Origin of the sequence: Rhizobium sp. N324, from assembly GCF_001664485.1 — a bacterium.
GTDB lineage: Bacteria > Pseudomonadota > Alphaproteobacteria > Rhizobiales > Rhizobiaceae > Rhizobium.
Map to the genome: position 1 here is coordinate 2,914,096 of NZ_CP013630.1, position 13,343 is coordinate 2,927,438.

General features: G+C 61.4%; 12 protein-coding genes and 1 tRNA gene. 2 read left to right on the forward strand and 11 right to left on the reverse strand.

What is annotated here, in order from left to right:
* Positions 1-230: 230 nt before the first annotated feature.
* Entirely contained in the window at positions 231-545 is a 315-nt protein-coding gene (locus AMK05_RS14095) for a hypothetical protein (RefSeq protein ID WP_064839359.1), read from the forward strand.
* Between the two features lie 245 nt (positions 546-790).
* Here AMK05_RS14095 and AMK05_RS14100 read toward each other — a convergent pair whose 3' ends face one another.
* From AMK05_RS14100 to AMK05_RS14145, 10 genes are all read right to left on the reverse strand, one after another.
* Positions 791-1,093 (reverse strand): hypothetical protein, encoded by a 303-nt coding sequence (locus AMK05_RS14100; RefSeq protein ID WP_064839360.1) that lies wholly within the window; start codon positions 1,091-1,093, stop codon positions 791-793.
* A 48-nt stretch (positions 1,094-1,141) separates the two neighbouring features.
* Complete coding sequence (locus AMK05_RS14105) at positions 1,142-1,438, reverse strand: hypothetical protein (protein ID WP_064839362.1); 297 nt, start codon at positions 1,436-1,438, stop codon at positions 1,142-1,144.
* Between the two features lie 296 nt (positions 1,439-1,734).
* Positions 1,735-2,547: an alpha/beta hydrolase gene (locus AMK05_RS14110; protein WP_064839364.1), complete on the reverse strand. Its 813-nt coding sequence runs from the start codon at positions 2,545-2,547 to the stop codon at positions 1,735-1,737.
* Positions 2,548-2,901: 354 nt separating this feature from the next.
* A tRNA-Lys gene (locus AMK05_RS14115) sits at positions 2,902-2,977 on the reverse strand.
* A 222-nt stretch (positions 2,978-3,199) separates the two neighbouring features.
* A complete protein-coding gene (locus AMK05_RS14120; protein ID WP_049733535.1) occupies positions 3,200-4,111 on the reverse strand; it encodes a PhzF family phenazine biosynthesis protein in 912 nt (303 codons plus the stop codon).
* 234 nt (positions 4,112-4,345) lie between these two features.
* Positions 4,346-5,116, reverse strand: coding sequence for a hypothetical protein (locus AMK05_RS14125; protein WP_064839366.1), 771 nt, complete (start codon positions 5,114-5,116; stop codon positions 4,346-4,348).
* Between the two features lie 8 nt (positions 5,117-5,124).
* Positions 5,125-6,234: an endonuclease/exonuclease/phosphatase family protein gene (locus tag AMK05_RS14130; protein WP_064839368.1), complete on the reverse strand. Its 1,110-nt coding sequence runs from the start codon at positions 6,232-6,234 to the stop codon at positions 5,125-5,127.
* Positions 6,235-6,795: 561 nt separating this feature from the next.
* Positions 6,796-7,815: an ABC transporter ATP-binding protein gene (locus tag AMK05_RS14135; protein WP_064839370.1), complete on the reverse strand. Its 1,020-nt coding sequence runs from the start codon at positions 7,813-7,815 to the stop codon at positions 6,796-6,798.
* Complete coding sequence (locus AMK05_RS14140) at positions 7,803-9,497, reverse strand: ABC transporter permease (protein WP_064839372.1); 1,695 nt, start codon at positions 9,495-9,497, stop codon at positions 7,803-7,805. Before AMK05_RS14140 ends, AMK05_RS14135 begins: the two co-directional genes overlap by 13 nt.
* A gap of 7 nt (positions 9,498-9,504) precedes the next feature.
* Positions 9,505-10,479, reverse strand: coding sequence for an ABC transporter substrate-binding protein (locus tag AMK05_RS14145; protein WP_064839374.1), 975 nt, complete (start codon positions 10,477-10,479; stop codon positions 9,505-9,507).
* Between the two features lie 297 nt (positions 10,480-10,776).
* Between AMK05_RS14145 and AMK05_RS14150 the strand changes: the two genes are divergently transcribed.
* A complete protein-coding gene (locus AMK05_RS14150; protein WP_064839376.1) occupies positions 10,777-11,835 on the forward strand; it encodes an aldo/keto reductase in 1,059 nt (352 codons plus the stop codon).
* A 275-nt stretch (positions 11,836-12,110) separates the two neighbouring features.
* Here the strand turns inward: AMK05_RS14150 and AMK05_RS14155 are convergent, their stop codons facing one another.
* A complete protein-coding gene (locus AMK05_RS14155) occupies positions 12,111-13,331 on the reverse strand; it encodes an aminotransferase-like domain-containing protein (RefSeq protein WP_064839378.1) in 1,221 nt (406 codons plus the stop codon).
* Positions 13,332-13,343: the final 12 nt, after the last annotated feature.

Genomic DNA, 13,343 nt, shown 5'->3' on the forward strand with positions numbered 1-13,343 from the left:
GGACGCGATTCTTCAGCATGGCGCCTCGTGGGGTGATCGCAACCCCATGGCAAAATCATGCGCAAACAGACCCCATCGTGTCAAGACGGCGCTTGAAGGGAACAGAGACGCGCAGCCCATTCGGGTCGGTTGCAGCCCGAAAACCCCTGATATCAACCGCTTCCCGGCGCCCTCACGGAACAAAATGCGCACTTCCGCATTCTTCCTTCACCGAAAGAGGAGAAAGTACCATGACGTACGACCCCAATAATGCCAACGATCCAAACCGCCCGCTGAACCCTAATCTGGATCTGCGCACCACGCCGAGCGCGCGCAGCAATAATACGTGGGTTGTCTGGGTCGCTGCATTGGCCGTGATCGCTGTCGCTGCATTCGCCTATTCGCAGTGGAGCACCCCCGGCACATCCCCGGATACGACAGCCTCCACGACTCAATCAGAACCGGCGCCGGCACCGGCCAAGCCGATCGCCCCGACCGACAACAGCGCAACGCCCGCACCGGCACCAGCACCGGCCACTCCGCCGGCTGCCCCTGCCCAGCAGTAAGCGCCAAAGGAAGCCGGTCAGCACCGGCTTCCTTTTCTGCCGTGGGCTCTTGAACATCGTCAAATCGCGATTATATTAGAGACATTGAATTTGTCTCTGACGGCTGACCACGGAGGTACTGGCAGCCGTTATCGAGACAGATTGAGGAAGGGTCGGTGCGAGTTTCGCCCGGCCTTTTTTCTTGACCTCATCATCGATGAATCGAAGTCGGCGCTTGAGACCTGAGCGGCCGCGCTGATCGGCTGTTACTTCGGGATGCGATTATAGAAGGACTGGGGGTCGTACACACACTCGTAGTCGAGAAGGCAGATCTTGCCGTTGGCATCCCTGATCCTTGCCGTGTCGTACTTGTCGCCGAGATTGCACCTGGCCGGCGGATAGCGAAAGCTGCGGCCGCCAAAGCCCATGCGCACGAACACTGCTTTGTCTTTGCGGATGATCTGTGCAAGCGCCTCGCAACTATGATCCCTGGCGTTGACCTCCACCGCCTCGACGGCAAGGGCTGCGGAGGGAAACAGCAGCGCAGCCGCCAGAACAATGCTTTTCATGAAAACTCCTGAATGTGGGAGGACGTTGCGACCAAAGATCATCCCGCTCTATGGAAAATTATAGGGCGACGCGGGGTCGTAGACGCAGGCATAATCGAGAATGCACTGCTTGCCTTGAGCATCGCGGAAACTCGTGCTGGTGCGCTTGTCGCCCATGCTGCATTGCGCCGGCGGATAGCGGAAACTACGGCCGCCGAAGCCGACGCGGACAAAGACCTTTTTATTCTGACGGATGATCTGCGCAAGCTCGCCGCAGCTATACGCGCTGGCCTTGACCTCCTTCGCCCCAGCGGCAAAGGCCGGCAGCGGCAGAGACAATGCGACAATTACGATGAAGCTTCTCATGGAACCCTCGGTTTGTGAGAGGGAGATAGGGCGTGGTGGTCGATGCGGCGAGCCTTGCTGACGATATGAACGACACCGCCCGTTTATCAAACAGTTTCCGCCGGGCCTGAATATCCGGCTCAACTGCAAAATGTATCGATCTTTCGCGAAATTTGGAGATGGCGACCACGCGGAGAGATTGCGAGACAATGTCCCTTCTTATGAGACCCGCTCACGGACAACGCTGTTTTGCCGCTTGCCGCTGAAATTTCGTCGCGTCTCAGCATGCTCCGGAAACCGCACCTGTCCGTGACGGTTTAGGACGCGTTTCCTTTCAACGCTTCCACAAAACGGATCACGTCCCCGACCATGCTATCGTTCAAGATATCGTTGTGACCCACGCCATCATAAATCAACATGCGCTTGGGCTCAGGTGCGATGCGGTACAACGCCTGTCCCGACGAAAGCGGGATGCTGTCATCAAGCCGGCCATGAAGGAACAACTTCGGCTGATTTACTTTGCCTATGTTGAGGTCCGAGCGAAAGGGATCCTTGAGGAGAAGCTCGACCGGGAGGAACGGATAACGCGTCTGCGCGACCGAGAGAACCGACAGGTACGGAGAGACGAGAATGACGCCCGCAGCCGGCCGCTGCCCGGCCGTATTCACAGCGACGCCGGTGCCAAGTGACCGGCCCAGCACAACGATCTTGCTTCCGGCGCGTGCCGAAAGCCAGTCGAACGCTGCGAGACCATCTGTCAGCAGCCCGTGCTCACTGGGTGAGCCGGTCGATCCGGGATAGCCGCGATAAGAAATCGCCAGCAATCCGATGCTCCGCTCGGCCAGCGCCCGTGCGAGAAACGCGTAATTGTCGACGCGGTCACCGTTTCCGAAAAACAGGAGCACGCAGGGCTTGTCGCTGCCGCCCTGGCTGTACAATCCTTGAAGCATCTCTCCGTCCGGCGTCTTGATGTGGACCGTCTCGCCCCAACTTGTGTTCTCCGGAACAGGCGTGACGCCGGCTCCGGGATAAAGCAGGGCGCGCTGAGAAAGATAGACCAGACTGACGAACGCCATGTAGGCGATGACGGCCATCAGCGGCAAGATCAACAAGTACCTTGTAACGCTCACGAAGAATGTATCCGCCGGTTTGGCAATGTCAGAATTCTTTGCACCAACCGCAGCCCGTTGCGGCGTGGTGTGCTCAGCCGAGCAGCAAATATACGCACAAAGCGTTGCCGTAGAGAAGACGGCGCCCCCGCGAACGTCCCGAACGAGATCCCGGCGTCCCTGCCATTAAAGCCATGCCGGTCGGCTGATCGCCAGGACAGCGCCGCATCCGAACAGGTCCGAGGAACGAGCTGTCTCCGTCCATCCGTCGGCCATCGCGAGAAGTATGCGTGGAAAAGAGCGCTTATGCCATGTCGCGCGAGGGGTTTTGATGCCCTCTTTACGCGCCGCAGCCTGCACATCAAATTGAGAATTTGGTGGGTGATGTAGGGCTCGAACCTACGACCCGCTGATTAAGAGTCAGCTGCTCTACCAACTGAGCTAATCACCCGTCCGCGCTTGGCTGCGCGGTGTGACGGGGCGTATAAACAGGATCGGCAGGCTTGTCCAGCGCATCGGCGAAATTTCTTTGGTTAATCGCGAAGATTTTTCGGCATGGCTGAAATGCAGGACATAAGCCGGCAAACCGCAATCGAGTTTCGGCAAGGATTAGGCGCAGATTCAACGTGATAGAGGGCCACGCGTCTGTCGGACGCGCGGCGTTCCGATGAAATCAAAGGTCGAGCGTGCCGCTCGCCAGCCGCACGGCCTGGCCGCCGATCCGGGCATTGGAGATCGCCCCGCCGTCGACATCGATATGCAGGTGAATGAAGGATGGCCGGCCCATCTCGACGCCCTGCTCGATCATGATCGGGTGATGCCCGTCCGTCAGCCGGTCGAAATGGTGGATTGCGCCGGAAAGTGCGGCCGCCGCCGAGCCGGTGGCCGGATCTTCGACGATCCCCATGCCGCTTGCAAACATACGCGCATGGAACTTCGCCACGTGATTGACGCCGCCGCGGCAATAGACATAGGCCGAAGCAAGCGCACCCTCGACGAAGGGCACGATCTTTTCCCAAAGCTGCGGATCGAATTCCACCCGCTGCGCGGCTCCGACATCGTGCACCGGAATGAGCAGGAAGGGAACGCCGGCGCTCCAGACCGACGGCACGTGATTTTCGAAGCCGATCTCGGTCACCTTCAGCGACAGCGCATCGGCCATGCCGAGCTTGTCGAGCGGCATGATGGCCGGCTGTGATTTCCGCGGCAGGTCGAATTCGGCAAAACTCGCCTCGCCCTCCCGCAGCCGCACCGCGCAGCGCACCGGCCCGACATTTTCCTCAAGCACCGTCACGAGATCGAGCGTCGACGCGCCATGCGCCCGCTCGGCCAGCGCTACCGCCGTGCCGACCGTCGGATGGCCGGCAAACGGCAGCTCGCGCCCGGGCGTGAAGATCCTGAGCTTCGCCGCATAGGCGGGATTGCTCGAAGGCTGCACGAACACCGTCTCGGAGAGATTAATCTCTCGGGTGATCGCCTGCATCGCCTCGTCGCTGAGATCGTCTCCGTCGAAGATCACCGCCAGCGGGTTGCCCGCAAGCTTTCGATCGGTGAACACGTCATAGACGCTGTAGCTTCGCGCCACATCGGCCTCCTTGAATCGGTCATCGCGCCGCCAACCTGCCCGACCAAACGGCCGAGTGCAAGGCGCTAAGTCAGATGGATGCAAGGAGCCAAACTGGAGCCTGTCCTTCGAGGCTCCGGCCTTCGGCCTGCAAGCCTCAGTATGGGACGTTGGAGAATACCGCACTTCTCTCCAACCTCATCCGTCCCCGAAGTGGCCTCGAAGGACGAGGTTGGCCTTCCGCCCTCGTGCCTCTTACGCGCCCGCCTTGCCGAAATACCAGCTAATCACCGGCAGCATGGCGATATTATAAGGATGGGCCGAGGGGTCGGCCGAGCGGATCGCCACCGCACCGGCGATCTCCTTGTCCTCGGCGACCAGCATGTGGGCCTCGATCCGCTTCACCATCTCGGCCGCCGTCATGTCGAAGCGGAAGAGCCGCATGAGCGCTACCGTGCGTCTGGAATGGCTGGCATAGAGCTCCTGCCCTGCCACGGAATCGGAAAGGTCGAGGCCGGTCTCCTCGTGGACTTCGCGGCGCATATTGGCCTCGATGTCGCAGCGCCCGTCGACGATATCCTCCTGCTCCAGCGATCCGGCGGCGAAATAGACCTGGCCGGGATTGGCGGTATGGGCGCCCATGCGGATCGCCACCAGCGCGCCATCGGCGCTTTCGAGCACCGGATAGGCAAAGATATGCAGGCCGCCCTGGCGCTGCGGCTGCCGGCGCCACCACATGAAAGCGGAAAAGGGCGTAACATAGCCCTCGCCCGCAATCCCGTCTTCGCTGAACGACAGCCGCTGCTGGAACACCAGGCGGCCGTCGAACAGCGCCGGGTTGGCAGCGGTTTCCTTGGCCCAATTGTCGCGGATCGCCGCTTCCTCGGCGATGACGAAGGGATGGGCGCCGGGCAGCACACGCAGGTCGACGCCGGCGATCGGGAAAACCGTCGCTTCCGGCGGCCAGCCGGCGAAATCATCGGAGAAATCGCTGTTTGCAAAATTCATCTTCAAATTGGTTTTCATGTTCGCTTTCAGGGGAGATCCAGTGTCATGACGACGGGGCAGTGATCGGATGCCTTCGGCCGGTCCCAGCCAGTGCGTGGATACCGCTCCACCTCCTGGCCTGGCGGAAAGACGGTGCGGTAGGGTTGGCCGTTGCGGATAATTTCCGGCAGGCGGCCGGCATTATGGGCGGCGAGCTCCGGCGAAAGCCAGAGATAATCGAGCTGGCAGAGCCACTGCTCCTGCGGCCCGCGCGCATGATAGAGCGTCCAGCGGTCGAGGGCCGCGCGGCGGCGCACTACATTTTCGGCAAAGCCGTCATGGCTGAAAACATCGAGCGCGCTCTCGCTCTCGTCGTGATGTTCGAAACGATAGCCGGTTCGGCGTCGGCCGATGACATCGACGCGCTCCTGGTAATCGTTCATGTCGCCGCAGATGGCGAAGCTTTTCTTGCCTGCGTGACCGGCGCCGAAGCGTTCCTCGATAATGCGGCGCACGGCGCGCGCCTCGGCGCGGCGGATCGGCATCGTCGATTGCCGCCCGTCCAGCCCGTCGCGCGGATTGCCCATCGATTTGAAATGCACGACGTAGAGCAGGAACGGCCGGCCGCCGATCAGCAGATCGAGTTCCAGGCAGTCGCGCTTGAAGATCTTGTCGTCGATGCGGTTGGTGAGCGCCAGCTCCTCGTCGAAGAGATCGAGATCGCGATAGGTCGTCATCGCATGGCTTCTGACATCCTTGACCTCGATCTTCTGGCCGTCACGGGTTTCCTCGCGCATCAACACGGCGACATCGATGCCGCGGCTGTCATTGCCCTCGACCAGATATTTCTGCCGATAGCCGTTTCCGACCATGCGGAAGAGATAGCCGTATTCGAAGGCCTGAAGCGCGGCCATATTGTCGATTTCCTGCAGGCAGAGGATATCGGCATCCGCATCGGCGATCGCCAGCGCGGTCATCTGTCTCGTATCATCGGTGGCGGCGATCACCCGCGCCTGCTCGAGCTGCTGATAGACGCCCTCGCTCGACACATCGAAAAGCTTGATGACTCGGTCCTGGCGCAGCTGGTTGCGGAAGCCGGTGAAATCGAATCGGGTCAGCAGATTTTCGACGTTGAAGGTGGCGAGGCGAAGCGACATGGCGAAGGTCCGGTTGCGGGCAGTACCTTATCCGGCAATCGCACGAGTAAAAGACGGCGGGGCGAAGAAATATGCGGACAAATGCCCTCTACGCCCTAAATATGGCTGGGCGGACTTGAGGTGGCGCCGTCGTGAGGTTGGCTGTGCCCGCCATCAGGACTGCTCGACGAACTCCCATTGCTCGAACTGCCATGTAATTCACTTGGCTTAAACGTTCGAGTTTTCCATTCGCCGTCCCGTTTCTGCCGCTCTAAAGATGGGCATCCCTGAAGCACGCTCGCGGCACTCAAAAGAACGGCCGAAAGCACGAAAACGGATCGAATACGCCTTACTTGAATTGGCATGCAAATATGGTCCCTTAGTAGACTGATTATCGCGCAGTCTTTGCTTGGTCCACTGCGCTCGCAATAACTTAGCCGTTTGCCTTACATCGTGGATGGCTAGATCGAAGTCAGAAGAGATATTCAACTTTTGCACGATTCGAAAGAAGATAACCGCAATTTTCAATCTTATATTATCGAGCTTCAGCCTGGCTCACTATGAAAGTCGAGCTTTCCTCGATCAAAGCCGCCAGCCGACGCGGATCACGACACGCACCGCCTCGCCGGGCACGACAGCAACGCGGCTGAAGGCGCGCAGCGTCTGGCCGTTGCCAAGCGTGAGTTTGACGGCATAACGTTCTCCTTCGAAGAGAACGGTTTCGACAATTGCCGGAGTCCCCTCGCCGCCGATAATCACGTCTTCCGGCCGCACCAGAATATCGGCGCCATCGGTATTGGCCGCCTCTAGCGCATCCTGCAGTTCGTCCCACTCCAGATGGCGTTCGCCGCCCATCACCGGCAGCCTCAGGATCGCCCCGCGTCCGATCAGGCCGCCGACGATGCGGCCCTCCGGCCGGGCATAGATTTCGGCCGGCGGCGCCACCTGCAGCAGGCGGCCTTCAGACATGACGGCGACGTCGGTCGCGAGCGCCATCGCCTCGCTCTGGTCATGGGTGACGTAGATCATCGTCGCGCCCGAGCGCTGGTGGAACTCGCGGAAGGTTTCTTCCATCTCCTGTTTCAGGTGCCGGTCGAGATTGGCGAGCGGCTCGTCGAGCAGCACAACGTCGGGCGATGTCACCAGGCAGCGGGCGAGCGCCACGCGCTGGCGCTGGCCGCCGGAAAGGTCGGCCGGACGCCGCTCGGCGTAATCGGCAAGCCAGACGGTGGAGAGCGCCTCGCCGATCTTCGCCCGGTAAGCCTCGCCCGAAATGCCGCGTACCTTCAAGGGGTATCCGACATTGTCGGCAACACTCATATGCGGCCAGAGTGCATAGGATTGGAACACCATCGCCATGTTGCGCTTGTCAGGCGGCAGCGCCTGGGCGGCATCGGCCAGTAGCCGCTCGCCGAGATGGATCGAGCCGTCGGAGGGCGTCTCGAAACCGGCGATCATCCGCAGTACCGTCGTCTTGCCGCAACCGGAAGGCCCGAGCAGCGCCAGGAAGCCGCCCTCGCGCACATCGAGCGAGAAATCGCTGACGGCCGCTCGTCCGGTGCCGAAATCCTTGGCCAGCCGGTTGAGGATCAGTTGCGCCATGGGACCACCCCTTTCGGCAGGCGTTTCGCCAGGAGTTCAAGGAGCAGCATCATGACGACCACCATCAGGACGACGAGCACCGACAGCGCCGAGGCAAAGTCGGAGCTGCCGCTATCGTCGAGATTATAGATTGCGACACCGAGCGTCTGGGTGCCGGCCGACCAGAGCAGCGCCGAAATCGTCAGCTCGTTGCAGGCAATCAGGAAGACGAGGATGACGGAAGCGCCGGCAGCCGGCGCAATCAGCGGCACGATGATATCGAAAAGCCGCCGGAAGAAGCCGGCACCGGAAAGCCGTGCTGCCTCCTCCAGCGCCGGGTCGAGCTGGTGAAAGGCGCTGACGACCGGCTTCAGGCTGACGGCGAAAAAGGAGGAGAAATAGGCAATCAGGATGATCCAGATCGTGCCGTAGAGCGACACGTGCAGGAGCGGGATGGGTGCGGCGAAGACCAGGATGAAGGCAACAGCCATGACGATGCCGGGAAGCGAATAGGGTATCTCGATCAGGCTCGCAATGATGCGGGAAGCCGCATCCTTCCGCCGCGTCAGCATATAGGCCGCAAGCACGGTCACCACCAGGAGACAAGCGGCGGTGGCGCCCGCAAGCGAGATCGAGTTGACGAAAGCGGTGCGCGTCACCGCCTGCCGGAAGAGGATCTCCTCGAAGGCATGCAGCGACATGGTCTTGAAGTTGAGCGGCACGCCGTAGGCCGGAACCAGTGCGCCGGCGACGAGCGCGAAGAAGGGCGCGGCGAGCATGAAGAACAGGATTGCCCAGAGGACCGGCGTGAAGAGAAACCGCCAGGCGCCGAGCTCGAAGGCGGCACTCGCCCCCGACAACCCGATGACGCGGTAATCGCGGCCTCTGAGCGCCCGGTCCTGGATCATCAAGCCAGCCACCGAGATCATAGCGATGATTGCCGACAGAACGGCGACATCACCGAAGGTGCGGCTGGTGAAGGCGGAAAACTTGGTAAAGATCAGAGTCGGCAATGTGAAGATCGAGGCCGGAATGCCGAGAATGGCGGGAATGCCGAAATTGCCGGTGCAGGAGACGAAGGAAATCGCTGCGCCTGCGATGATGCCGGGCAGCGACAGAGGCAGGATAATATCGCGGAAGACCCGGAAGCTGGAGGCGCCGGACAGCCTTGCGGCCTCGACGCCATCGCGTGGCAGCGTCATCAGCCCGGCCCGAAGCGCAAGATAGACCAGCGGCGCATGCTGTACGCCATAGAGCAGCGCGATCCCGCCGACCGAATAGAGCGGCTGCGGCGAGCCGAGCGGCGGAGCGATTGCGAGCGCCTTCAGTAGCGGGCTTGATGGCCCCGACATCTGTACCCAGGCCAGCGCCGTCACCTGCGGCGGGATCATCATCGGCAGCACGAAGAAGAAGCTGAGCGGGCCCTTGCCGCGAATATCGGTCAGCGTCAGCAGGAAGGCGAAGAGGCAGCCGATGACGAGCGAGATCATTGTGCCAAGAACCGATGTGACGATGGTGTAGTAGGTCGCCGACCAAAGCGACGGCGCGCTCAGCACATCGATCACGCCGCCATTGGCGAAGGCCGCGATACCGACCATGGCGAGGCGGGCGAGCGGCAGCACGCTGAGGATCAGGACGGTGATGACGACAAAGGGAAATAGCCAGGCGGGCTGGCTGTTTCCGGTTCTGACATAGCCGTGCATGGAAGGATCAGTTCGAGCCGTAGATGCCCGAGAAGGTCTTCAGATCCTGATCGCTATTCTTGAGCGCATCTGCGGCATTGATCGGCAGGACCTTGATGGTGTCGCGCGCCGGGAAGCCTTCCGGAACCTTCATGCCGTTGCGGGCCGGAATATAGCCGAGCTTCAGGAAGCCCTCCTGCCCCTTTTCAGAGAGCACGTAATCGACGAACTTCTTGGCGGCCTCGGCATTCTTGCTGCTCGCCAGGATGCCGACCGGCTCGGTGACGGCCGAAACGCCTTCGCTCGGGAAGACGAACTCGACCGGAGCGCCCTTGGCCTTCTCGCGGATCGGCAGGTAATCGACGACCATGCCGTAAGCCTTTTCGCCCGAGGCAACCGACTTCAAGACGGCGCCGTTGCCGCCGGCGGCGATCGCACCGTTTTCGGCAAGAGACTTGTAGAAATCCCAGCCGAGGCCGGGAACGGCGGCAAGCGTCTGAGCGTGGATGAGGGCCGCGCCCGAAGCGAGCGGGCTCGGCATGGTGACGAGGCCCTTGGCTTCCGGCTTGGTCAGGTCCTTCCAGCTTGTCGGCTTCATACCGGCCGAAGTGTTGTACATGATGCCGGTGGTGATCAGCTTGGTCGAGTAATAGTAGCCGTCGGCGTCATAAAGGGCGGCGTCGTACTGTGCGGCCTCCGGCGACTTGTAGGCCAGCAGCTTGCCGTCTTCCTTCAGGCGCTCCAGCGTTACCATGTCGGCGATCAGCAGGATGTCGGCGACCGGGTTGCCGGCCTGGATCTCGGCCTGAAGCTTGGCGATGATCTTCGGCGTGCCGTCGCGCACCCAGTCGACCTTGATATCGGGATTGGCGGCCATGAAGCCATCGACCGTCGCCTGCGCGTCTTCGTTCGGCTGGCTGATATAGAGAACGAGGTTTGCGGCCGAAGCCGGGATGGCGAAGAGGCTCGCGGCGACAAGGGCGGCGGAAACGATCGTTTTCATCGGAAGGGTCCTCGGGATTGCGTCACCCCTCCCTTATTAGGGGTCGTTGACAGAGATGTGACAGGGCGCCGCAGCTGCCGAGGCCGCTCGCGACCATGTGGCAAAGCCGGTCGATCGTGTCCGCACCTTGAGAAGCAGACCGTTTGATCATCCTCGCCTGGACGTAATTGAAAGCGTAAGCTCCAGCAGGCCAAGCGCTTCACGCAGGCGTGAACGTCCCGCCATTTGCCATCGGGCCGCTTTGCGGTACGTCATTGACGTTTCGATCAGGCACATTTCGATGAAGGAGGAGTTTTAATGGAATATCGTTCGCTCGGCCGTTCCGGCCTGAAAATCTCCACATTGACCATGGGCACGATGACCTTCGGCGGCGTCGGATGGGCCAAGACCGTCGGGGACCTCGGCGTCTCCGAGGCGCGCAAGATGATCGATATCTGCATCGATGCCGGCATCAATCTCATCGACACTGCCAATGCCTATTCCAACGGCGAATGCGAAAATATCATCGGCGATGTGCTCTCCGGCAAGCGGCCACAAGGCGTGCTGCTCGCCACCAAGGCCCGTTTCGGCATGGGTGACGGTCCAAACGACCAGGGCCTGTCGCGCTACCACCTGATCCGGGAATGCGAAGCGAGCCTCAAACGCCTGAAGACCGATGTCATCGATCTCTATCAGGTGCATGAATGGGACGGCCAGACCCCGCTCGAAGAGACGATGGAAGCCTTGGACACGCTGATCAAGCAGGGCAAGGTGCGTTACGTCGGCTGCTCGAACTATTCCGGCTGGCACATCATGAAGGCGCTCGGCATCGCCAACGAGCACCGCTACCAGCGCTTCGTCAGCCAGCAGATCCACTATACCCTGGAGGCCCGCGACGCCGAATACGAGTTACTGCCGATCTCGATCGACCAGGGCCTCGGCGTGCTGGTCTGGAGCCCGCTTGCCGGCGGCCTGCTCTCGGGCAAACACCGCCGCAACCAGGCCGCGCCCGAAGGCACGCGCCAGTTCGCCGGCTGGACCGAACCGCCGATCCGCGACGAGAACCGCCTCTGGAACATCGTCGAGACGCTGGTGGCGATCGGAAAGGAACGCGGCGTCTCGGCCGCTCAAGTGGCGCTCGCCTGGCTGATCGGCCGCAAGGCGGTGACCTCGGTCATCATCGGCGGCCGCACCGAAGCCCAGTTCCGCGACAACATCGCCGCCGCCGAACTGAAGCTCACGGACGAGGAGCGCAAACGCCTCGACGCCGTCAGCCTGCCGCCGGTGATCTATCCCTACTGGCACCAGCTGAACACCGCGAGCGACAGGCTTGGTGAAGCCGATCTCGAACTGTTCGGCCCGCATCTAGAGCGATAGGTGACCCTGACGGCGCCGTAGCCAACCGCATCGACTGCGGCAAGAGCGAAACGACGATCTTCTGATTGGCGCTCTGGCTTGCTCCCTCTTCTCCCCAGCGGGGAGAAGGTGGCCCGAAGGGTCGGATGAGGGGGCCACACGGCACGCCTTTGCTTGCCTTCGCTTACGCACAGTGCACTCGCGGCTGTGCCGCTCACCCCCTCATCTGCCTACCGGCATCTTCTCCCCGCTGGGGAGAAGGGACTCGTGGCAACGTCTCGCCTAACCTACGACAATCAGCCGCCGATCTCCGCCGAGATCAGTGCGCCCAGCCGACCAATGCCATCCTCGATCATCTGCTCGTTGGCGCAGGAGAAGCTGAGGCGGCAAGTGTTGGCGCCGGAGCCGTCGGCGAAAAAGGCCTTGCCGGGGACGAAGGCGACCTTGACGGTTTCCAGCGATTTCGCCAAAAGCTTGGCGCCGTCCATACCTTCCGGCAGCGTGATCCAGATGAACATGCCGCCTTCCGGCTTCGTCCAGCTCGTGCCTTCGGGCATATATTTTTCGAGTGCTGCCAGCATGCAGTTGCGGCGCTTCATATAAGCGGCCTTGATCTTGGCGACCTGTGCGTCAAAGCCCCGATCCGCAACGTCTGATATCGCCATTTGGTTGATCGTCGAGGAATGCAGGTCGGCGGCCTGCTTCATCAGCACCAGCTTGCGGATGACAGGCGCATTGGCGACGATGAAACCGACGCGAAGGCCGGGCGCCAGCGTCTTCGAGAAGCTGCCGCAATAGATCGTGCGCGTATCGTTGATATGGCCCTTTTCGGCGATCTCCAGCGCCAGGATCGGCGGGATCGGGTCGCCGTCGTAGCGTAGCGACTGATAGGCCGCGTCTTCGATGACGGCAATGTCGAGCTCTTCGGCCAGCGCTAAAACCTTCCGGCGGCCATCGAGATCGACCGTTTCGCCGGTCGGATTGGAGAAATCGGCGGAGAGATAGGCGAACTTCACCTTGCCGCCGGCTGCCGCTGCGGCCGCACGGTAGGACTCAGGCGTCCGGTTGCCGTTCGGCGTCAGCTGATCGTAGGCCGGTTCATAGGCATTGAAGGCCTGCAATGCGCCGAGATAGGTCGGCCAGGTCACCAGCGCCGTATCGTTCGGCGAGAGGAACAGCTTGCCGAGATAATCGAGGCCTTGCTGCGAGCCGGAGACGATGAAGACATTGTCGAGGTCGCAGGGGACGCCGAGATCGCCCATCTGCCGGACCAGCCACTCGCGCAGCGGCTTGTAGCCTTCACTGACCGAATATTGCAGCGCGGAATTGACGGCAGCGCCATCGAAGATATCGGCATAGGCCTTCTTGAACTCGCGATCAGGAAACAGCGCCGGATCCGGAATGCCGCCGGCGAAGGAGATGATGTCGGGCCGGTCGAGAAGCTTCAGGAGCTCGCGAATTTCGGATGCGCGCATGCGCGACGAGCGCGATGCAAACATGGTGTCCCAGTTCAGCATGGAGTTTCCTCG